Source organism: Streptomyces sp. NPDC088553 (assembly GCF_044752965.1).
Taxonomy (GTDB): domain Bacteria; phylum Actinomycetota; class Actinomycetes; order Streptomycetales; family Streptomycetaceae; genus Streptomyces.
Window position 1 is genome coordinate 1 of sequence record NZ_JBIVMG010000006.1, and the last position, 21975, is coordinate 21975.

The window sequence follows — 21975 nt, forward strand, 5'->3', positions numbered from 1 at the left end:
CAACTAATCTGGCGTTGATTTTTGGCACGCTGTTGAGTTCTCAAGGAACGGACGCTTCCTTTGTACTCACCCTCTCGGGCTTTCCTCCGGGCTTCCCTTCGGTCTTGCGTTTCCGACTCTATCAGATCTTTCCGATCCGATTTCCTCGGTGCTTTCCGGTCCCGTTCGCTTTCGCTCCGGGCCCTTCCGGCGGTTCCGACTCTATCAGAACCTTTCGGCGTCTGATTCCCAGTCAGCGGGGTTTGTCTTAGCGGCTGTTGGGCCGTTCCGACGTCTCAAACTCTAGCGGATTTCCCCGGCGGCTCATAATCGAGTCTTTCGAAATGAATTTCGGCATGCCGAAATTCGTCCCGGTGGGGAGATCGTGCTGAGTAGAGGTGCCGCTATCAGCGGCGGAGTGGTTGTCGAAGAACCGTTCCGGCTCTGTGACAACTCGGAGAACACTACGCATCCGGCAGGGGAGTGTCAAGCCCTGTCAAGCGAGTTCAGTCGAGGTCCGTCAGGCGGCCGCCGGCGTCGGGCTGGGTGAGCTCCACGCGACGGAGGAGACGGATGAGGATCTCGCCGAGGACTCCCCGCTCGTCCGAGGTGAGGTCCTGGAGGAGCTCCTCCTCGAAGTCCGTGGCCATGCGCATGGCCTCCAGCCACTTCGAGCGGCCCTCGTCGGTGAGCTCGACGATCACACGGACGCGGTTGTTCTCGTCGCGGTCGCGGGTGACCAGGCCTTCTCCCGCCATGCGGTCGATGCGGTGGGTCATCGCGGCCGGGGTGAGGCCCAGTCGCTTGGCGAGCTCACCCGGGCCCAGCCGGTAGGGCTCGCCGGCGAGGACCAGGGTCTTGAGGACCTCCCACTCGGCGTTGCTGATGCCGAGGTCGGCGAGCTGGCGTCCGTACGCCACGTTCATCCGTCGGTTCAGCCGGCCGAGCGCGGAGACGACCTTCTCGACCTGGGGGTCGAGGTCGCGGAACTCGCGCTGATAGGCGGCGATCTGCTCGTCGAGGCTCGGCTCCTGCGGAGCCTGCGGGCCGGACCGCTCGGGGTTGTCGGACATGGAGGTGAGTATCCCACGGGTCTCGTTGGCGTTGAAGTCCTTCGGTGTGTACTGTTAAGGCTCTAACTTTAGTGTTGAAGTCTTCAGGGTTCAGGGGTACACCTCTGAACCTGCGACCGAAGTGGGTGAGTGTGACCAAGGCGAGGGGCGCAGCGATGCGCCGTATTCAGGCAGGCAGCGCGCTGAGCGCGTTCGGACTCGGCTTCACCGTGCCGTACCTCTATGTGTACGTGGCGCAGGTGCGGGATCTGGGCGCGGCCACGGCGGGCATCGTCCTGGCCGTCTTCGCCATGGCCGCACTGGTGGTGCTGCCCTTCAGCGGGCGGGCCATCGACCGGCGCGGGCCCGTGCCGGTCCTGCTCGTCGCCTCGGTCGTCGCCGCCGTGGGTGCGGTGGCGATGGGCTTCGCGTCCAGCGTGCCCGCGGCCGTGGGGGCCGCGGCGCTGCTCGGAGCCGGTACGGCCGTGCTCCAGCCGGCGCTGGCCACGATGATCGTCTGGTGCTCGACGCCCGTCGGGCGCACCCGGGCGTTCGCGATGCAGTTCTTCCTGCAGAACCTGGGTCTCGGCGTCGGTGGTCTGATCGGCGGTCTGCTGGTCGACACCAGCCGGCCGGGCAGCTTCATCCTGCTGTTCTCGATCGAGGCGGCGATGTTCCTCGTCCTGGCGGCGATCGTCGGGACCGTGAGGATGCCGGGCTCTCCGGCCTTCCAGGGTGCCCGTCCCTCCGAGGGCGGCAAGGGCGGCGGCGTCCGCGCGCTGCTCGGGCACAAGGCCATGGTGCAGCTGTGCGTCCTCGGCTTCGTCCTCTTCTTCGCCTGCTACGGACAGTTCGAGTCGGGTCTCGCCGCGTACGGCACCGAGGCCGCCGGCATCCAGCCCTCGACGCTCGGTATCGCGCTGGCCGCGAACACCGCGGTGATCGTGGCCGCCCAGTTCCTGGTGCTGAAGTTCGTCGAGCGCCGCAAGCGGACCCGGGTGATCGCGGCCGTCGGTCTGATCTGGACCGTGGCCTGGCTGATCGCCGGGTACGCGGGCCTCGGGCACGGCAGCCAGGCCATGGCGACGGCCGCCTTCGTCTCCACGTACGCCCTGTTCGGGCTCGGTGAGGCGATGCTGTCGCCGACCGTCGCGCCGCTGGTCGCCGATCTGGCGCCGGAGTCGATGGTCGGGCAGTACAACTCGGCCTTCGCGCTGGTCAAGCAGCTGGCGCTGGCCGTCGGGCCGGCCGTCGGCGGGCCCATGGGGGCCGCGCTGCACGGTCCGTACATCGTGACGTTCGTGCTCTTCTCGCTCGGCATCACGTTCCTCGCGGTGCGGCTGGGCAGGCAGCTGACCCCGGAGCAGAACCAGCCGTCGCTCGCCCTGAAGCCGTCCCGGGTCGTGGCGCAACACCTTCCCGAGAAGGAGACCGCGGCCGCCTAGTGGTCGGGGAGGGCGAACTCGCACCAGACGGCTTTGCCGCCGCCCGGTGTGCGGCGGCTTCCCCAGGACGAGGCGATCGTCGCGATGATCGAGATCCCGCGGCCCGCCTCATCCTCGGATTCCGCCCTGCGGCGGCGCGGCAGATGGTCGTCCCCGTCCGTGACCTCGATGATCAGTCGGCGGTCGGTGCGGCGCAGGCGCAGCCGCATGGGCGGGGTGCCGTGCTGGAGGGAGTTCGCCACCAGTTCGCTGGTGGCGAGGACGCCCAGGTCGCGCAGTTCGACCGGGAAGCGCCAGGACGACAGGACCCCGGAGGCGAACGCACGCGCGCGGGGAGCGGCCTCCACTCCGCCGAGGAGTTCCAGGGCCGCGTTGTGGAAGAGCTCCGCGTCCGGTCCCTTGCGGGACGGGTGCTGGACGACCAGGACGGCCACGTCGTCGTCGTGCTCCGCGGTGACCCCCAGGGAGCGGAGCAGCCGGTCGCAGACGACCTGCGGGGTGCCGCTGGCGCCGGAGAGCGCGCGGGCCAGGGCGGCGACGCCCTCGTCGATGTCCTCGCGGCGCCGCTCGACCAGACCGTCGGTGTAGAGGACGGCGGTCGAGCCGGGCGGCAGGGCGATGGAGCCGGAGGTGTGCAGCCAGCCGCCCGTGCCGAGCGGCGGGCCCGTCGGGTCCTCGGCGCACCGGACGCTGCCGTCCTCGTCCCGGACGAGGATCGGGAGGTGCCCCGCTGAGGCGTAGACCAGCTTCCCCTCGTTGGGGTCGTGGATCGCGTACACACAGGTGGCGATCTGGCTGGCGTCGATCTCGGCGGCGAGGCCGTCGAGGAGCTGGAGCACCTCGTGCGGGGGCAGGTCCAGGCGTGCGTAGGCCCGGACGGCGGTGCGGAGCTGGCCCATGACGGCGGCGGCGCGCACCCCCCGGCCCATCACGTCGCCGATGACGAGCGCGGTGCGGCCGGCGCCGAGGGTGATCACGTCGTACCAGTCGCCGCCGACGGCCGCGTCGGTGCCGCCGGGCTGGTAGGTGGCGGCGATCCGCAGGTCGTCGGGCTGCTCCAGGTCCTGCGGGAGCAGGGAGCGCTGGAGGGTGACGGCGGTCTCGCGGTGGCGGCGCTCACTGGCCCGCAGCCGCTCGGCGGCCTCCGCGTGGTCGGTGACGTCCGCGGCGTGGACGAGGACTCCGCCGCCTTCGAGGTGCGCGCTGTCCACGGGCAGGCACGTCACCGTGTACGAGCCGCCGTCCTGGGTGCGGCGGGACTTGACCGTACGGGGCTTGCCGCTGCGCAGCACCTGGTCCATGAGGGGCAGCAGGCCGAGCTCCTCCGCCTCCGGGCAGGTGTCGGCGACGGGCGCGCCCGCGGGGCGGGGGCCGAACGCGGCGGCATAGGCGTCGTTGACGTACGCGATGCGGTGCTCCGGGCCGTACGCGAGGGCGACCAGGCCGGGGAGCCGGCCCAGGAGCTCCCGTACGGAGAAGTCCTCCAGGGCGGGTACGTCGACGGGCTCGCCGGTCTCGGCAGCCTCGTGGGCGAGGTGCTCCAGCTGCTGCGCGTACTCACCGCGGGCGGCGGGCACGGAGCCTTCGGTCCCCCGCGCCGCGCGGCGCTGTGTACCGGGGAGCCGGGCGCTCCAACGGGTGAAGTTCACGGATCTCTATGCCTCGTGGTGTCGGTGCCGTGCAGAGTCACGCTGTGCAGGTGTGAGCCCACCTATGGTCACACGTCCAGTGTGGACGAGTGCACTGACAGTGATGTCAGGACGACGGCTTGTCGCCGTGGTCGGGTGGCGGAGCGGCGGCGAGTTCGAATTCGGCGCGGGGGTGTTCCAGCGATCCGAGGGAGACGATCTCCCGTTTGAACAGGCCGGACAGGGTCCATTCGGCGAGGACCCGGGCCTTGCGGTTGAAGGTGGGCACCCGGCTCAGGTGGTAGGCGCGGTGCATGAACCAGGCCGGATATCCCTTGAGTTTCCGTCCGTAGACGTGGGCGACGCCCTGGTGGAGGCCGAGGGACGCGACGGAGCCGACGTACGCGTGCGCGTACTCCTTGAGCGGCTGTCCGCGCAGGGAGGCCGCGATGTTCTCGGCGAGGACCTTGGCCTGGCGGACGGCGTGCTGCGCGTTGGGCGCGCACTCCTTGCCGGGTTCCTTCGAGGTCACGTCGGGGACGGCGGCTGCGTCTCCGGCGGCCCAGGCGTGGGCGACGCCCTCGACGGCGAGCCCGGCCGTGCAGCGGAGCCGGCCGCGCTCGTCGAGCGGCAGGTCCGTCGCGGCGAGCACGGGGGCGGGCTTCACGCCCGCGGTCCAGACGACGGTGCGGGTGGGCAGCCGGGTGCCGTCGCTGAGGACCGCGATCCGGTCCTCGCAGGATTCGAGGCGGGTCTCCAGGCGTACGTCGATGTTCCGGCCGCGCAGCTCGCGGATGGCGTACTTCCCCATCTCCTCGCCCACCTCGGGCAGGATGCGGTCCGAGGCCTCGACGAGGACCCAGCGCAGGTCCTCCGGCTTGACGTTGTGGTAGTACCGCGCCGTGTAGCGGGCCATGTCCTCCAGCTCCGCGAGCGCCTCCACGCCCGCGTAGCCCCCGCCGACGAAGACGAAGGTCAGGGCGGCATCGCGGATCGCGGGGTCACGGGTCGAGGAGGCGATGTCCATCTGCTCGATGACGTGGTTGCGCAGGCCGATGGCCTCCTCCACGGTCTTGAAGCCGATGCCGTGGTCGGCGAGACCGGGGACCGGGAGGGTGCGGGAGACCGAGCCCGGCGCGATGACCAGCTCGTCGTACGTGAGGTCGACCGAACCGGTTCCCTCTTCGGCGGTCGCGAGGGTGGAGAGGGTCGCGGTCCGCTTGGCGTGGTCGACGGAGAGGACCTCGCCGATGACGATCCGGCAGCGGTCGAGGACCCTGCGGAGCGGCACGACGACATGCCGCGGGGAGATCGAGCCGGCGGCGGCCTCGGGGAGGAACGGCTGGTACGTCATGTACGGCTCGGGGGTGACCACCGTGATCTCGACGTCGCCGGCTCTCAGCTCGGCCCTGAGCTGCCGCTGGAGGCGCAGCGCGGTGTACATGCCGACGTAGCCACCGCCGACCACGAGAATGCGCGCAGGTTCGGTCACTGTCCCATGACGCACCGCCGTCCGTGGTTTGTCCACAGCCCCGGCAAATTGTGTGACCGGAGGGGTACGGAGGCGCGGGGTGGCGCATAAGGGGGGTACGGGAGCAACGGCGCAGGTCAGGGTGGCCGCGCCGGGTTCGATGGAGGGTCGGAATCGGGAGTGTTCCGGTCCTTGCTCCGATCGGGGGGCGCACCGTACGGAACTCCCCCTTCTGAATTGACCCGGACTCAACTATGTTCGTACTTCGTCGGGGTGTCGGATGGGAGCGCGTGGACCGAAGCGCTTGTCACCGGAAGCCCCGTTTCAGGGCGGGGAGTCTCCGGGGGGAGACATCATGAGCGGGGGAACGCTTATGCATATTCAGGATTCACGATGGCAGACGGGCGCCGGGACGGCGACCGTGGACGACGGCCCGCACGCGGGCGTCGGCTCCGAGCGCAACGGCGCCCCGGTGTCCGGCAGGTCCGCGCCGCTGCGGGTGGACGCCCAGCGCAATCTGGAGCATGTCCTGCGCGCCGCGCGCGAGGTCTTCGGCGAGCTCGGTTACGGGGCTCCGATGGAGGACGTGGCACGCCGCGCCCGCGTCGGTGTCGGCACCGTCTACCGCCGCTTCCCGAGCAAGGACGTGCTGGTCAGGCGGATAGCCGAGGAGGAGACCTCCCGGCTGACCGAGCAGGCGCGCGCCGCGCTCGGCCAGGAGGACGAGCCGTGGTCGGCGCTCTCCCGGTTCCTGCGGACCTCGGTGGCCTCGGGCGCGGGCCGGCTCCTTCCGCCGCAGGTGCTGCGGGTGGGCGTCGACGACGTCACGGTGCTGCCGCTCGGCGGCGACTCCCACGACGCGGACGACGCGGCGCGGGTGCCGCACCAGCGGGGCGTCGGCGAGCAGACCGACGCACGCGTGGTCGCGCCGCGGGCCGTGCCGGCCGAGGAGAAGGACGACGCGGGCGCCGCGGAGCTCCTGGATGTGGTCGGCAGGCTGGTCGACCGGGCGCGTGAGGCGGGTGAGCTGCGGACGGACGTGACCGTGGCCGACGTCCTCCTCGTCATCGCCACGGCCGCTCCGGCGCTGCCGGACGCGGTGCAGCAGGCGGCGGCATCGACGCGTCTTCTCGACATCCTGATCGAGGGGCTGCGCTCCCGGTAGGAGTCGGCTGCCCGCGCTCTCGGCGCGGGCCGGAGTCTTCGTGGTCCGGGCGGATCAACGAGCATGACACGAACGTGTGAGCGGTTACGCCCGGATACACGAAGTCGCCCCGGATGAGTGGTAAGTGGACGCGGCGCTTCGGCGTGCCCGCGCTCTGTGGCAGGCTTGGCCGGTGTTCGGGTCCGAGCGTGCGTACGGGGGCTTCCGCGATGAGCGGTGACAGTCGGGACGAGCCGCTGGGCGGCCCCGCCGAGGCGGGGGGCCTGCCCTCCCGGCAGGTGCCGAGCCAGGGCGGGCCGGGAGGCCTCTCCGGCGCGCCGGACACGGCCGGAGCGGGGCCCGTGGGCGCGGGGTCCATGAGCACGGGGCCGACCGGAGCGGGTTCGGCCGGAGCGGGTTCGGCCGGTTCCGTGGGCGCCGTCGAGCCGCTCGACGCGAGCGTGCCACCGCAGCGCGAGGGCAAGGCCTCCGGCTGGGGCGCCGGTTCCGGAACGGGCGCCGGGTTCGACACGACCGGGACCGACACCGCCGCCGAGGACCACCACGAGCACGACACCGTCCTTCCGCCGCCGGTCGAACTGCCGCCCTCCGACGCCGAGCTCGTCCAGCTCATGCGGGACGGCGACGACTCCGCGTACGAGGAACTCTTCCGCAGACACTCCGACGCCGTGCGCCGGTACGCCAGGACCTGCTGCCGGGACGCCCACACCGCCGACGACCTGACCGCCGAGGTCTTCGCCCGCACCCTCCAGGCGGTCCGCGGCGGAGCCGGACCCGAACAGGCCGTACGCGCCTATCTGATGACCACCGTCCGGCGCGTCGCCGCGAACTGGACGAAGACACAGAAGCGGGAACACCTCGTCGAGGACTTCGCGGTGTTCGCGGCCGAGGCCGCCCGCTCCTCCGAGGTCTCCGACCAGACCGCTTCGTTCGGGGCGGGCCTCGACCTCGGCGCCGACGTCCTGGCCATGCACGAGGCCGAGCAATCGCTCGCCATGCAGGCCTTCCGCTCGCTGCCCGAGCGCTGGCAGGCCGTGCTGTGGCACACCACCGTCGAGGAGGAGTCCCCCAGCGAGGTCGCACCGCTCTTCGGACTCACCGCCAACGCCACGGCCGTACTCGCCAGCCGCGCCCGCGAAGGCCTCAAGCAGGCCTACCTCCAGGCCCACGTCAGCCAGTCCCTGACGGCCGGCGGCGACTGCGCCCGGTACGCCGACCGGCTCGGCGCCTACGCGCGCGGTGGCCTGCGGATGCGCGCCGAACGAGGACTGCGCAAGCACCTGGACGAGTGCGCCAAGTGCCGGCTCGCCGCCGGTGAGCTGGCCCATGTCAACGCCGGGATCCCCGCGCTGCTCCCGGTCGCCGTCATCGGCTGGTTCGCCGCCGGGTACTCGCTCAAGGCCGCCGGCGTCGTCGCCGGTGGCGCCGTCGGCGCGGGCGCGGCCGGGGCCGCGGCCGCCGCCACCGGGTCCTCCGGCGGTGCGGCCTCCGGCGCCGCCGCCGAGGGGCTCGGCGCGCCCGCCAAGGCCGGGATCGCGGCCGCCGTGGCCGTCGCCGCGGCCGCCGGCCTCGTCTGGGCCATGGCCGGGGATCCGCAGCCCGTGGCCGCGCCCAGACCCACCCAGCCCGTCGTCACCCCCCTCGTACCGGCGGAGCCCGCGCCGCCGCCGAAGCCGACGCCGAAGCCCGTACCGCCGCCCCCGCCCGTGACGTCCGAGCCGTCGGCGCCCACGCCGACGCCGACACCCACGCCCCCGCCCGCGAAGCCCACGCCGAAGCCGGCGCCCGCGAAGCCGTCACCGAAGCCGACGCCACCGCCGAAGCCCAGCCCCACGCCGACGCCCACGCCGACGCCCAGCCCCGAGAAGCCCTCGCCGAAGCCGAAGCCGACGCCCACCCCGCCGAGGGTCTACCAGGTCGACGAGCTGGACTACGGGATCTTCGGCGACGGCACGAAGCCCGAGGTCGCCCTCTCCGACAGCAGCTGGATGTGGCAGCGCGAGAGGCTGTCCATCGGCGGCACCCCGTACGCGCACGGGGTGAGCGTCCACGCGCCCGCGTCCCTGCTGATCGACCTCAACCGGCAGTGCACGAGTTACGACGCGGTCGTCGGCGTCGACGACCTGAGCGCCCTGCTGGGCGTCGGCGGCGTCCGCTTCTCCGTGTACGGCGACGAGGAGCGGCTCTGGCGCTCCGACGTGGTCCGGGCCGGCGACCCGCCGGTCCCGGTGCACGTCGACATCTCCGGCCGCGACACGATCCGGCTGGTGGTGGAGGAGCACACGCCGTTCGGGCGGGTCGCGGTCGCCGACTGGGCCCAGTCGCGGATCAGCTGCTCCTGACGGTGCCGTCCGTCCCCGGTCCGTCCGTCCCCGGTCCGTCCGTCCCCGGTCCGTCCGGTCCGGGGACGGCCCCGTCCGTCCCTGGCTCCTCCGGTCCGGGCCGCGGGGCGACGGTCTCCGCGAGGGCCAGCACCTCGTCGACACCGAGTCCCTTCCCCGCCGCGCGGGCGGCGGCGACGCCCGACGGGCCGAGCGCCGCGAGCGCCCGGTCGGTCACGGCCTGGAGGTCCCGCAGCCCCGGGACCGAGCGGGGCAGACCTTCGCGCCAGCTCTCGACGGCCGCCATGATCCGTATCGCCAGGGCCGGTTCGCCCGCCGAGGACAGGACGACCGCGAGGCCCTCCCCCAGGCCCGAGACGATGAAGTCCGCGCACTGCGCGTCCCGCGCACCGCGCAGCGCCGCGGTGGCCGTGGCGACGGCGGACGCCCGCCCCTCGCCCGCCTCGACGCGCGCGGACAGCCCCACGAGGACCGCCTCGAAGTGCGGTGGCGGCGCCCCGGTCGCGACCGTGCGGCCCGCCTGCTCCAGCTGGGCGCGGGCCTCCGCGACCTCACCGCGGTACAGCGCGAGGGCGGCCCGCAGGAAGCAGACGAACACGCCGGTGTCCCGCACGCGGTAGCGCTCCGCCTCCCGCGAGGCCTCGTCGAGGCCCTTCTCCGCGGCCTCCATGTCCCCCGTGTGGTAGGCGAGTTCGGCGAGGCGGGCGAGGAGGAACGGGGACTCGGCGTGCGCGCCGACCTCGCGGGCCAGCCGGAGGGCCTCCTCGTACGCCTCCCCGGCCTCCTCGCTGCGGCCGCGCAGCATATGGGCCTCGCCCACCGCGCTCGCGATCTGGGCGCCCATCCAGCGGTCGCCGACGCTCCGGGCGAGGAGGCGGAGCTCGGCGAGGTCCTCGTCGATGCCGGGCATGCCGCCGGGCATGTCGACGACCATGTGGGTACGGAACATGAGGCTGACGCCGATCTCCCAGTCGCCGCCGTGGCGGCGGCAGTTGGCGACGGCCTGGTCGAGGAGGTCGCGGACCACGGCCGGTTCCTCGGTGAGGTACGCGGTGAACGGCCAGAGCAGGCCGGGGAACCGGGCGCCCTCGGGGCCGGGTGGCTCGCCGAACGCCGTCCGTACACGGCGGGCGAGCGCGAGCGTCTCCGGTTCCCGGAAGTCCCCCAGCGTGCGGCTCTCCACCCCGAGGAAGAACTGCAGCATGCGCAGGCGCATCCGGGGCCAGTAGCGGGGGTCGTCGGGGTCGGCCGGGTCGTCGCCGAGCGCGACCGTGCGGTCGACCCAGTTCAGGCCCTCCGGGCGGTAGTTGCGCAGCCACCAGAACCAGCCCATGGCGAAGACCAGGCGATGGGCGGCGGCCTCGTCGGGGGAGGTGACGAGGGTGCGGTGCAGGGCGGCGCGGATGTTGTCCAGATCGCGTTCGATCCGCTCGATCCACGGGAGCTGCTCGGCCGAGCGGAGTTTGGGCTCGGCGGTCTCGGCGAGGGCCGTGAAGTGGGCGAGGTGGGCGGCCTCGGCGGCGGCGAGGACCTCCGGGGTCTCGGCGGCACGCTCGGCCGCGTACTCGTGGATGGTCTCCAGGAGCCGGTAGCGCATCTCGCCGCGCTCGGTGGGGGTGGCGACGACGAGGGACTTGTCGACCAGGGCGCCGAGCGCGTCCGCCGCGCGAGGGGAGAGGGCCTCCGCCGCGGCGAGGTCCCAGCCGCCGGCGAAGACCGAGACCTGGCGGAGCAGGGTGCGCTCGTCGGGGTCGAGCAGGTCCCAGGACCAGTCGACGACCGCGCGGAGGGTCTGCTGGCGGGGCAGGACCGTGCGGGAGCCGGAGGTGAGGAGACGGAAGCGGTCGTCGAGCCGGTCGGCGATCTGGCGCGGGGTGAGCAGCCGGAGCCGGGCGGCGGCCAGTTCGATGGCGAGGGGCAGGCCGTCGAGGCGGCGGCAGATCTCGTCGACGGCCGCGGCGCCGCCGCCCCGGGTGAGGTCGACGTCGGGGCGTACGGCGCGGGCGCGCTCGGCGAACAGGCGGTGCGCGGGGTCCGGCGGCAGGGGTTCGAGGGGACGGACCGACTCCCCCGGGACGCCGAGGGGTTCGCGGCTGGTGGCGAGGATGCGGAGCTGCGGGCAGTCGGTGAGGAGGGCCTCGGCGAGGGCGGCGGCCGCGTCGATCACGTGCTCGCAGTTGTCGAGGACGAGGAGGAAGGGGCGCCGGGCGAGGTGCTCGACGAGATGGGCCGTGGGGTCGTCCTGGAGGGGCACGCCCTCACGGGTGATCAGGTTGACCTCGCGGAGCCGGAGCGCGGAGAGGACGGCGCCGGGGACGGCCTCGGGGTCGTCGAGGGGGGCGAGTTCGGCGATCCAGGCGGTGGTGGGGGAGGCGGGTGCGGGCTCGGTCCGTGGGAGGTTGGCTCCGGCGGGGCCCGGACTGGTGGGGGCTGAGGTGGTGGGGGCTGAGGGGGCGGGGTTTGTATCTGTGGCGGGTGTGCCGGCTGAGCCGGCGGCGGGGGCGGCGGGCGGGGCGGTCGGGGCGGTCGGGGCGGTCGGGGCGAAGATCCTCAGGGCGGCCTCTTCGGCGAGCCGGGTCTTGCCGGAGCCGCCGGGGCCGGTGAGCGTGACGAGCCGGAAGCGGCCCAGGTCGGCGTGGATCGCGGCCAGCTCGGGCTCCCGGCCGACGAAGGAGGTGAGGCGGGGGCGGATGTTGCCGGGGGTGGGGGTGAGGGCGCGCGGGTGGTCCGGCGGTGGTGTCGGCCGCGCGTCGGCGGCGGTCGGTGGCCCCCACGGGGCGCCCGTACGCGCGGAGCCCGGGGCGGGGGTCGGGGCGGGGGTCGGGGGCGGACCCGCGAGGAGTTCCCGGTGGAGGGCGGCGAGTTCGGGGCCGGGGTCGGCGCCGAGGGCGTCCGCGAGGGTACGGCGGGCCGACTCGAAGGCGGCGAGGGCGTCGGCGTGCCGGCCCTCGGCCCGCAGGGCGCGGATGAGCTGGGCGTGGAAGGCCTCGTCGTAGGGGTACGTGGTGGTGAGCCCGGTCAGCTCCGGTACGAGTCCGCCGGTGGCGCCCCGGCGCAGATCGGCCTCGACGCGCTGCCGCAGCGCCGCGAGCCGCTGGGCCTCGGGGCGGACGCCCGCCGAGTCGGCCAGGTCGGCGAGGGCGGGCCCCCGGAAGAGGCCGAGGGCCGGGCGGAGAAGGGCGGCGGCCTTCTCCGGGTCGCCGGCGTCGAGGTGGGCGGCCGCGTCCTGGACGTGGCGCTCGAAGACGTACAGGTCGATGTCCTCGGGGGCGGCGACGAGCCGGTAGCCGGGGCCGGGGGTGGAGGCGACGGCGTCGCCGCCGATGATCCGCCGGAGGCGGCCGACGAGGGCCTGGAGGGCGGCGGGGGCGTCCTGCGGCGGGGAGTCCCCGTACACGTCGTCGGCGAGCTCGGCGACGGACGCGGGGCGTCCGCCGCGCAGCGCGAGCGCGGCGAGCAGGGCACGCAGTCGGGCACCGCCGACGGGGAGGCGGCGGCCGAGGGGGTCGAGGGCCTCGGTGGTGCCGAGGATGAGATACCGCACCGGCTCATTGTGTCCGGCGGCACCGGCGTGCGCCTCGGGGTTTACCCGGGAGTGTCCGGCGGAGTGCGGCCGTCAGAACTCCGCGGTGTCCAGGACGGAGCCGAGGGGGGCGGGGAGCGGGACACGCGTCCCCAGCTTGTGGACGGACTTGTGGCCGAAGTCGTCGCCGGAGGGTTCGGAGCACACGCCGGCTTCGCCCGCCTCGCGGTCGATCAGCAGGTAGAGCGGGATACCCGCGCGCGTAGGCCCGGATCTTCTGGACGCGGTCACGGCGCGCGGTGGAGGTGGAGGTGACCTCCGCGACGAGGAGGACGGGGTCGGGCGTGTGCCACTCCCGCTGGTCGTCGAAGCTGCCCTCGGGGGCGATGACGAGGTCGGGGATGACCCTGACCGCGTCGGTGGTCCCGGGCAGGCTGAGGCCGATGCCCGTGTAGCGCCCGACGCCCTTGTCGGGGTCTCGGACCTGACCGTTCAGCTCCGGGACGAGTGACGTTTCACCCGACGGCCACGCCGTTCACGCCGGGAGGGACCTCGTCGCCGGGATCAGGGGGCCCTGGACCGCGCGGTGGGCGCGGGGTTCTGTCGTGTTGGTCCAGCAGGAGCCTCGGCGGGACATGAGGCGGCGGAGCCAGAGTTCGGTGGAGACGAGGTCGGCGAGGCCGTCGAGGGGGACGGGAGCGCCGTCGGCCGCCGTGCGGAGGGCCTCGCGGACCACGCGCGCCTCGATCAGGCCCGCGTCGGCGAGCAGCGGGGCGTCGAAGAGGGCGATCAGGTGGGGGAGCGCCGCGCGCAGGCCCGCGCGCGTGGCGCCGGCCGGGACGGCCGGGTGGGGGGCGCCCCAGCCCGCGGGGAGGTCGTGGATGCCGGCGCCGGACAGGACGGTGCGCAGGACGCCCGCGCGGGCGTCCGGCTGGACCCGGAGCGATTCCGGGAGGGCGCGGCAGGCCCGTACGACCTGGTTGTCGAGGAAAGGGGCGTGCAGGCGCTGGCCGCGGATCTCCGCGGCCTGTTCCAGGACCCGGTGGTCGGCCGCCGCACGTGCGAGGGCGGCACGCGCGCGGGCTTCGCCCGGGCGCTGGACGGAGGTCGGCAGGGTCGCCGCCCGGTTCAGGCGAACCGATACTTCTGCCAGTGCCTCCCCCGTCAGCCAGCGCGCCGCGGGCCCCGGCCTGGACCAGGTGAGCGCCGAGAGGGACGCCTCCAGGGGGCCGAAGCCGTCCGGAGCCGTCCGGTTCGCCTCCAGGACCCGCTGGGCGGCCGCCTCCAGGCCCGTCCGGTACGGGGTACGGGCCAGCTTCCGCGCCGCCCGGTACACCGTCAGCGGCACCAGGAGCGAGCCAGCCGACGGCCCCGAGGCCTTCGCGAGCGCCGTCACCGGGCGGACGAGCGAGCGGCGCCTGCGGTCCATCAGGAGGTCCGCGAGGCGCGCCGGGTGCGCGTCGAGGACCTGCTTGGCGCCCATGCCGGTGAAGTGGTCGGCGCTGCCGCCCGCGAGCCGTCTCCGGTGTCGTTCGGCCGTCACGAGGGAGGGCCCCGGCTCGTCCGTGAGCGGCCCGTCGAGCGCGGCGTACGGGAGGGCCTCCTCGCCGCCCGCGACGACCACGTGATGCAGCCGCGGGTCGGCCGCTATGGCCCCGGCCCGCTTCAGCTCGTCCTCCCGGCCCGAACCCGCGCGCGTGGCCAGGTCGTTGAAGGTGACGGCGAGCAGCCGCTCCCCCGCGCCCGTGCCCTGCCCGGTGATCGTGCCCGGCACCCCGGGAAGGCCCGCCGCGAGCAGCGCCAGCGTGCCGGAGGCGCTGCCGCCCGACAGGTCGGCGCCGATGCCGGGCGCCGGGCCCGCGCCCCGGGCCGCGCGCCGGTCTGCGGGCCCCATGCCGGGCACCGGGCCCGGGTCCGGCAGTGGGGCCTCGGGCGCGTGCCGCGGGGCGGTGAGCCGTGCGCGTACGGCTTCGATCAGGGCGTCCCTGACCCCTTCGACGGCCTGCCGGGGGTCGGCCTGGGCCGCCGCGACCGCGAGCGAGGCGACCTGCTCGTACCCGGTGATCTCGCGCGAGCCCTCCCGCAGGATCAGCGCGTGGCCCGGCGGCACGCGCCGGACCCCCTCGTACGGGGTGGAGTCGCGCAGCGCCTCCGGGGTCTCCGGGCAGGCGAGCAGCGCCGCGAGATGGCCGATGTCGAGCTGGGCCTCGACCAGGTCGGCGAGCGGCAGGGCGGCGGTGGCGAAGGCGGTGCCGCCGGCCCACGGGGTGTGGAACACGGGCCGGGCGCCCGCGAGATCACCGGTGACGGTGACCCGGCGGCCGGCCTTGACGACCGCGGTGTAGCTGCCGGGCCAGGCCGTGAGATGCCGCAACGCGCCCCCGCGCGCGGTGAGCAGGCCGATCCGCAGTTCCTCGTCGCTCGCGGCGCAACAGCCGAGGACGGCGAGACGGGTGTGGTCGTCGACGGCCACGACCCGCACTTCGTCGGGGCGCCAGTCGCCGACCGCCCACAGCGGATCGGGGTCGCCCCAGAGGAGTTGTGCGCCGACGGGTTGCACCGTGCGCCCCTCGGTGGCGGCCGCGTGGCCGTAGCCGGGGCCCGAGCCGGAACCGTGGCCGGCGCCCGAGGCCGAGCCGGGGCCGTAGCCGGATCCCGCGACGTACCCGGCACCTGAGCCCGAGCCGTATGCGCCGCCGTACGGGCCGCTCACCGAGCCCGCCCGGGCCCCGGCCGTCGTTGCGAAGCTCGCGGCGACACTGCTCCAGCCCACCAGCCATCGCATCGGCGCCTCCACATCCGTTTCGGTGGGAGACATGCTGCCACGACAACGGCGCACGGGGCGGAGTCCGGGTGCACGCGCGCGAAAGCCGAATGCGCCCCTGGCATGGGCCAGTTGGACACCGGCGTCATTCGGCCAAATATCGCCCCTCCCCGGCGGGGTTGAGAAGCGTCCGGGGCACCCGCCCACGCACACCGCTTCCCACCGGCCACCGGCAGCCCGGGAGGCGCTCCCGCCTCCCGGTGCCGTCCGCCGCCCGCGGGGAATGGGGCGGCGGTATCCCCCAGCCCACTGGTCCGGGACACTTTCCCGGCCGAGCGGGCCGACCCACGCGCTACTCATGGAAGCGCTCCCCCGGCCATGCCGAGAGAGCGCACGGCCGGGCGCACGGCCACACAGTGGGAGCACGAGCCGGTCCGCCGGGCCCGACTGTCGGCCTTTCACACAACAATCTCGCCATACGGAACACCGCCCCTTAACGGTAGGGATGCGGCGAACTACGCTGTGTTTACGAATGCCGCACGCCTATGCCCGGCGTCGTGGCGGCCGTCTGGGTTGTCGAGGGGTGGCGTCATGTCCAGGGAGCAACGCGGGCCGAACGAAAAGCTCGGCACGGTTCTCGCCCTCGCGGGAATCAGCAACGCCGGGCTGGCCCGGCGCGTCAACGACCTCGGTGCGCAACGGGGCCTGACGCTTCGTTACGACAAGACCTCGGTCGCCCGGTGGGTGTCGAAGGGCATGGTGCCGCAGGGCGCCGCGCCGCATCTGATCGCCGCCGCGATCGGGCAGAAGCTCGGCAGGCCCGTGCCGCTGCACGAGATCGGGCTCGCCGACGCCGATCCCGCGCCCGAGGTGGGCCTCGCGTTCCCGCGCGACGTGGGCGAGGCGGTGCGCTCCGCGACCGACCTGTACCGGCTGGATCTCGCCGGGCGGCGGGCCGGCGGTGGCGGGATCTGGCAGTCGCTCGCCGGCTCCTTCGCGGTGAGCGCGTACGCGACGCCCGCGTCCCGCTGGCTGATAACCCCGGCCGATCCGTCGGTGGAGCGCGAGGCTCCGCGCCCGCCGGGGGCCGGGATCACGGGCGGGGGCGGGGGCGGGGGCGCCACGGGCGGCGCGGCGACCGCCTCGGCCGCCGTCGAGCACGTGCGCGTGGGGCACAGCGACGTCGCCAAGCTCCGCGAGGCCGCCGAGGACGCGCGCCGCTGGGACTCCAAGTACGGCGGCGGGGACTGGCGTTCGTCCATGGTCCCCGAGTGCTTACGGGTGGACGCGGCCCCGCTGCTGCTCGCCTCGTACTCCGACGAGGTCGGCCGGGCCCTCTTCGGCGCGACCGCCGAGCTCACCCGGCTCGCCGGCTGGATGGCGTTCGACACCGGGCAGCAGGAGGCCGCCCAGCGCTACTACATCCAGGCGCTGCGGCTCGCCCGCGCCGCCGCCGACGTGCCGCTCGGCGGCTATGTCCTCGCCTCGATGTCCCTCCAGGCCACCTACCGGGGCTTCGCCGACGAGGGCGTCGACCTCGCCCAGGCCGCGCTCGAACGGAACCGGGGGCTGGCCACCGCCCGCACCATGTCCTTCTTCCGGCTCGTCGAGGCACGCGCGCACGCGAAGGCCGGCGACGGGGTCGCCGCGGCGGCCGCTCTCAAGTCCGCCGAGGGCTGGCTGGAGCGCTCCCGCGAGGGCGACGGCGACCCGACCTGGCTGGGCTTCTACTCGTACGACCGGTTCTGCGCCGACGCCGCCGAGTGCTACAGCGACCTGAAGGCGCCGCGGGAGGTGCGCCGCTTCACCGAGCAGGCGCTCTCGCGGCCGACGGAGGAGTTCGTCCGCTCGCACGGGCTGCGGCTGGTGGTCTCCGCCGTCGCCGAGCTGGAGTCGGGCAACCTCGACGCGGCCTGCGCGGCGGGCACGCGCGCGGTGGAGGTGGCGGGGCGGATCTCGTCGGCGCGGACGACGGAGTACGTACGGGACCTGCTGCACCGGCTGGAGCCGTACGGGGACGAGCCCCGGGTCATGGAGCTGCGGGAGCGTGCCAGGCCGCTGCTCGTCGCACCGGCGTGAGGGGCGGGGGCGCCGCTCGTCGCCCCCGACGCGAGGGGCGTGACGTGGGCCGGCACCACCCGCGTCGGCGTGACGTGAGCCGGCATGACCCGCGCCGTGGTGCCCCGCGTCGGCGTGACCTGCGTCTCGTGCCGTCGCGCGAGGTTTCACGGGATTGTCAGTGGGCCAGTGCACTATCGGGGGTGGGAGGTGGCGCTGGTGTTTGACTGTGACGTGCTGGTGATCGGCGGCGGGATCGTCGGTCTGTCGACGGCGTACGCCCTGACGCGCGCCGCTCCCGGCACCCGGGTCACGGTCCTGGAGAAGGAGCACGCGCTCGCGAGCCACCAGACGGGGCGCAACAGCGGGGTGATCCACAGCGGGATCTACTACCGGCCGGGCTCGCTCAAGGCCCGGTTCGCCGTCGAGGGCGCGGCCGAAATGGTCAAGTTCTGCGCGGAGTGGGGCATTCCGTACGAGGTGACGGGCAAGCTCGTCGTCGCCACCGCGCGCGAGGAGCTGCCCCGGCTGCACGCGCTCGTGCAGCGCGGCAGGGAGAACGGCATCCCGGTGCGCGAGCTCGGCCCCGCCCAGATCAGCGAGTACGAGCCGCGGGTGACGGGCCTGGCCGCGATCCACGTCGGCACGACCGGCATCTGCGACTACGGGGCGGTGTCCCGGCGGCTCGCCGAGTCCTCCCGGGCCCGGATCCTGTACGGGGCCGAGGTCACCGTCATCGACCGGCGGCCCTGGGGGGTCGCCGTGCGGACGGCGGACGGCCGGGTCGTGCGGGCGCGGGTCCTGGTCAACTGCGCGGGGCTGCACTGCGACCGGATCGCACGGCTCGCGGGTGACGACCCGGGCATGCGGATCGTGCCCTTCCGGGGGGAGTACTACGAGCTCAAGGACCCCTCGCTCGTGCGGGGTCTCGTCTATCCGGTGCCGGACCCGGCCTTCCCGTTCCTCGGGGTGCATCTGACCCGGGGGATCGACGGCGGCGTCCACATCGGGCCGAACGCGGTCCCGGCGCTCGCCCGGGAGGGGTACGGCTGGTCCGTCGTCCGCCCGCGCGAGCTGGCCGGCACGCTCGCGTGGCCCGGCTCATGGGCGATCGCCCGGGCCCACTGGCGGTACGGGGCGGGTGAGCTGCGGCGGTCGGTGTCGAAGCGGGCGTTCACGGAGGCGGTGCGGAGGCTGCTTCCGGTGGTGTCGGAGGCGGACCTGCGACGGGCGGACGCGGGGGTGCGGGCGCAGGCGGTGCTGCGGGACGGGACCCTCGTCGATGACTTCCTGATCCGGGAGGCACCGCGGACGGTCCACGTCCTGAACGCGCCGTCGCCCGCGGCGACGGCGTCGCTGCCGATCGGGCGCGAGGTGGCGGGCAGGGCGCTGGCGCGGCTGTAGCCCACCGCCGGGCGGGCGGCGGGGTTCGCCGTAGAATCGGGGCATTGTGTCTGAGCAGCCAGAGAACTTCGCGCGCCCCGCCGCCGACCCTGCCGAGTCCGTACGGCCCGTCTCGCAGCGGGGCAGCCAGCGGTTCGCGCCCGGCGAGGGCCCCCTGCCCGATCCCGCCGGGTCTCATCACGAGCGGCGGATCCGCAGCTTCCAGCCGCGGCGCAGCCGCGTCACCGCCGGTCAGGCCGAGGCCCTGCTCAAGCGGTGGCCCGACTGGGGTCTCGACATCGACGGCAAGCGGGTCATCGACCTCGGCGAGATGTTCGACGGGCTCCCCGTCGTCCTCGAGATCGGCTTCGGCATGGGCGAGGCGACCGCGCAGATGGCCGCCGCCGACCCCGGCACCGGCATCCTCGCCGTCGACGTCCACACCCCCGGCCAGGGCAATCTCCTCGGCCTCGCCGACCGGAACGGCCTGACCAACGTCCGGGTCGCCAACGGCGACGCCATCATCCTGCTCCGCGAGATGCTCGACAAGGACTCCCTCGACGGCTGCCGCGTCTACTTCCCGGACCCCTGGCCCAAGGCCCGCCACCACAAGCGGCGGCTCATCCAGCCCGAGTTCCTCAGCCTCCTCGCGACCCGGCTCAAGCCCGGCGGCGTGCTGCACTGCGCCACCGACTGGGAGTCGTACGCCGAGCAGATGCTGGAGGTGCTCTCCGCGCATCCCGACTTCGAGAACACCCAGGCCGACGGCGGTTTCGCGCCGCGGCCCGACTTCCGGCCGCTCACCCGCTTCGAGGGGCAGGGGCTCGACAAGGGGCACGTCGTGAACGATCTCCTCTTCCGGCGGAAGTGACAGGCCCGGCATAACCCTTTTCCGGCTGTCGGTGGGGGTCGTTAGGGTCGCTCACGTGTCCTTCCCCGTCCCCACCGAAGCCGGTGCCGCTCCCGTCCCCCACCGGGACACCGAGGAGCCGGCCTTCCCGGCCGCCGCCGACCGGTCCCAGTGGCGCTACCGGCCCCGCCGGGACTTCTGGCGCAGCCGGCTGGTCCGGGGCGTCGCCCTCGTCACCGTGCTCGCGATCTGCGCGCTGTTCATCCTCGGGCTGGTCCGCGAGCAGACCGGCACCGAGGGCTTCCTCGTCGGCCTGGGTCTCGCCGTGCTTCCCGTACCGCTGCTGATGGCGGCGTTCCGCTGGCTCGACCGGGTGGAGCCGGGTCCCTGGAAGAACCTGCTCTTCGCGTTCGCCTGGGGCGCCTTCGCCGCCGCGCTCGTCGCGATCCTGGCGAACTCCTTCGCGGTCCGCTGGATCGCGACGGCCACCGCGGATCCCGCCTCGGCGGACACTCTCGGCGCGACCGTCGTCGCGCCCGTGGTGGAGGAGACCGCGAAGGCCGCCGCGATCCTGCTGCTCTTCCTCTTCCGCAGGAAGCACTTCGGCGGGCTCGTCGACGGGGTCGTGATCGCCGGGTTCACCGCGACCGGCTTCGCCTTCACCGAGAACATCCTCTACCTCGGCAACGCCTTCGGCGAGGACCAGGAGTTCGGCTCCACCGGCCTCGGCTCGGTGACCGCGGCGACGTTCTTCGTCCGGGTCGTCATGTCGCCGTTCGCGCATCCGCTCTTCACCGTGCTCACCGGTGTCGGCTTCGGCTTCGCCGCTCTCGCGCCGCACGGCAAGCGCCTGCGTCGGGTGCTGCTGCCGCTCGCCGGGCTGCTGCTGGCCATGAGCCTGCACGCCGCCTGGAACGGCTCGGCCACCTTCGGCGGCCCCCTGGCCTTCTACGCAGTGTACGGGGCGCTCATGGTCCCGGCCTTCGGTCTGCTGACCTGGCTGGCGGTCTGGAGCCGGCAGCGCGAGCTGCGCACGATATCCGGCGAGCTCCCGGCGTACGCGGCGGCCGGCTGGCTCTCCCCCGCCGAGCCGCTCGCGCTCTCCTCGATGCGCGCCCGCCAGCTGGCCCGCGCCTTCGCCGCCCGTACGTACGGGCCGCCGGCCGCGCGGGCCGTCGGCGAGTACGAGTCCTTCGCGACGACCCTGGCGTTCCTGCGGGACCGGGCCCGGCGGGGCACGGCCGGGCCCGACTTCCCGGCCCGTGAGCAGGAGTTGCTGCACCATCTGTGGCAGCGCCGGGCGGTCGCCTCCCCCGCCCTCACGTACGCGGCACGGGCGACGGGCCAGGTCTGGGCGCCGCCGCAGTATCTGGACTACGACGGCTTCAACCCGTACCGCAGCTAGGGCCTGTCCGGCCCTGATCCGCCGGACACCCCCTGGCGGCGGACGCGACCGCCCCCCAACAGCCGCCCCGAACTGCCGGGGACGGTCCCCGGGGCCTCCTAGCGTGCCGGTACACCTTTCGTACCCATCCAGGAGGTTGCAGCATGAAGTACACGAGTCGCCCCGCTGTCGGGGGTACCGCGGCCGCGTTCGCGGCCGCCGCGCTCGTTCTCGGCGGAGCGGGTGCCGCGTCCGCGCAGTCCTTGCCCAGGCCCGGGCAGATCACCTCGGCGCAGCTGGAGGCGCACCTGGCCAAGGCGGTCGAGCAGGAGCGCACGGCGGCGGCCTGCACTCCGGCCTGCGCCGGCCAGATCGTGTAGCGGTCCCCGACGGACGAGGAGGTGGAGATGAACACCGCGGACCGTTCCGGGGAGGGCAGGACATGGTGCCCGAGCGGCAAGGCCGACGCACCGGAGTCGGTGGTCCTGGGAGTGCGGTCGGGGCAGGGCGGCGAGGTCGTGTACCTCGCCGATCCCGTGCCGGCCGGAGACGTCCTGCCGGTCATCCCGAAGGATGTCGAGCCGACCCGGGTCCTGCGCTTCGCGTCGCACTGCGTCAGCGACTGTCTGCACCGCAGGGGCAATGACTGCGGGCTGGTGGAGCGGGTGGCCGCGACGCCGGCGGACGAGCACCGGAGCGTGCCGCGGTGTCATCTGCGCCCCCACTGCAAGTGGTGGGTCCAGGTCGGTGTGGACGGCTGCCGCAGGTGCCCGGCCCTGGCGACCACCGTCGTCGAGGGCGACGACCTGGGCGCGCTGGTCGCCGACCCCGGCACCACCCGGGCACAGCTGGACGCCTGGATCGCGGAGGCCGGGGCGGGCGCGCGCTGGGGGTGAACAGGGCCCACAGGGTGCCGGGGCTCGCCGCGATG

The 21975-nt window shown here is 74.0% G+C and carries 15 protein-coding genes and 1 pseudogene; 9 read left to right on the forward strand and 7 right to left on the reverse strand.

Features of this window, described 5'->3' with window-relative positions:
* Nucleotides 1-485 precede the first annotated feature (485 nt).
* The gene (locus ACIP8Z_RS20510) at nt 486-1052 is read right to left on the reverse strand and encodes a MarR family winged helix-turn-helix transcriptional regulator (RefSeq protein WP_030318311.1); all 567 of its coding nucleotides are present in this window, start codon (nt 1050-1052) and stop codon (nt 486-488) included.
* Between the two features lie 155 nt (nt 1053-1207).
* Between ACIP8Z_RS20510 and ACIP8Z_RS20515 the strand changes: the two genes are divergently transcribed.
* Nucleotides 1208-2476, forward strand: coding sequence for an MFS transporter (locus ACIP8Z_RS20515; protein WP_402085345.1), 1269 nt, complete (start codon nt 1208-1210; stop codon nt 2474-2476).
* Here the strand turns inward: ACIP8Z_RS20515 and ACIP8Z_RS20520 are convergent.
* Together ACIP8Z_RS20520 and ACIP8Z_RS20525 are read right to left on the reverse strand one after the other, a co-directional pair.
* Nucleotides 2473-4125, reverse strand: a complete 1653-nt coding sequence (locus ACIP8Z_RS20520) for a SpoIIE family protein phosphatase (RefSeq protein WP_402085348.1) — start codon at nt 4123-4125, stop codon at nt 2473-2475. The genes ACIP8Z_RS20515 and ACIP8Z_RS20520 overlap by 4 nt on opposite strands.
* 106 nt (nt 4126-4231) lie before the next feature.
* Nucleotides 4232-5596: an NAD(P)/FAD-dependent oxidoreductase gene (locus tag ACIP8Z_RS20525; RefSeq protein WP_402085351.1), complete on the reverse strand. Its 1365-nt coding sequence runs from the start codon at nt 5594-5596 to the stop codon at nt 4232-4234.
* A 352-nt stretch (nt 5597-5948) separates the two neighbouring features.
* Between ACIP8Z_RS20525 and ACIP8Z_RS20530 the strand changes: the two genes are divergently transcribed.
* Nucleotides 5949-6740 carry a TetR/AcrR family transcriptional regulator gene (locus tag ACIP8Z_RS20530; RefSeq protein WP_402085353.1) on the forward strand — a complete coding sequence of 264 codons (792 nt, stop codon included), beginning with the start codon at nt 5949-5951 and terminating at the stop codon, nt 6738-6740.
* A gap of 209 nt (nt 6741-6949) precedes the next feature.
* Nucleotides 6950-9082, forward strand: a complete 2133-nt coding sequence (locus ACIP8Z_RS20535) for a sigma-70 family RNA polymerase sigma factor (protein WP_402085356.1) — start codon at nt 6950-6952, stop codon at nt 9080-9082.
* Here the strand turns inward: ACIP8Z_RS20535 and ACIP8Z_RS20540 are convergent.
* The 4 genes and pseudogenes from ACIP8Z_RS20540 to ACIP8Z_RS20555 form a co-directional block, all read right to left on the reverse strand.
* Nucleotides 9069-12626, reverse strand: coding sequence for an ATP-binding protein (locus tag ACIP8Z_RS20540; RefSeq protein WP_402085359.1), 3558 nt, complete (start codon nt 12624-12626; stop codon nt 9069-9071). The genes ACIP8Z_RS20535 and ACIP8Z_RS20540 overlap by 14 nt on opposite strands.
* 72 nt (nt 12627-12698) lie before the next feature.
* Nucleotides 12699-12896 (reverse strand): hypothetical protein, encoded by a 198-nt coding sequence (locus ACIP8Z_RS20545; protein ID WP_402085361.1) that lies wholly within the window; start codon nt 12894-12896, stop codon nt 12699-12701.
* Between the two features lie 25 nt (nt 12897-12921).
* Nucleotides 12922-13101: pseudogene (locus ACIP8Z_RS20550) on the reverse strand (Uma2 family endonuclease); the annotation flags it as partial.
* Nucleotides 13102-13140: 39 nt separating this feature from the next.
* The gene (locus ACIP8Z_RS20555) at nt 13141-15390 is read right to left on the reverse strand and encodes an asparagine synthase-related protein (protein WP_402086491.1); all 2250 of its coding nucleotides are present in this window, start codon (nt 15388-15390) and stop codon (nt 13141-13143) included.
* Nucleotides 15391-15960: 570 nt separating this feature from the next.
* Between ACIP8Z_RS20555 and ACIP8Z_RS20560 the strand changes: the two genes are divergently transcribed.
* From ACIP8Z_RS20560 to ACIP8Z_RS20585, 6 genes are all read left to right on the forward strand, one after another.
* On the forward strand, nt 15961-17448 hold the full coding sequence (locus ACIP8Z_RS20560) for an MFS transporter (RefSeq protein WP_402085363.1): 1488 nt from the start codon (nt 15961-15963) through the stop codon (nt 17446-17448).
* Nucleotides 17449-17646: 198 nt separating this feature from the next.
* Entirely contained in the window at nt 17647-18831 is a 1185-nt protein-coding gene (gene lhgO / locus ACIP8Z_RS20565) for an L-2-hydroxyglutarate oxidase (RefSeq protein WP_402085366.1), read from the forward strand.
* Between the two features lie 46 nt (nt 18832-18877).
* Nucleotides 18878-19681 carry a tRNA (guanosine(46)-N7)-methyltransferase TrmB gene (gene trmB / locus ACIP8Z_RS20570; protein WP_402085367.1) on the forward strand — a complete coding sequence of 268 codons (804 nt, stop codon included), beginning with the start codon at nt 18878-18880 and terminating at the stop codon, nt 19679-19681.
* A gap of 55 nt (nt 19682-19736) precedes the next feature.
* Nucleotides 19737-21065: a PrsW family intramembrane metalloprotease gene (locus ACIP8Z_RS20575; protein ID WP_402085369.1), complete on the forward strand. Its 1329-nt coding sequence runs from the start codon at nt 19737-19739 to the stop codon at nt 21063-21065.
* Nucleotides 21066-21208: 143 nt separating this feature from the next.
* Complete coding sequence (locus ACIP8Z_RS20580; protein ID WP_402085372.1) at nt 21209-21424, forward strand: hypothetical protein; 216 nt, start codon at nt 21209-21211, stop codon at nt 21422-21424.
* Between the two features lie 27 nt (nt 21425-21451).
* Nucleotides 21452-21940 (forward strand): hypothetical protein, encoded by a 489-nt coding sequence (locus ACIP8Z_RS20585; RefSeq protein WP_402085375.1) that lies wholly within the window; start codon nt 21452-21454, stop codon nt 21938-21940.
* Nucleotides 21941-21975: the final 35 nt, after the last annotated feature.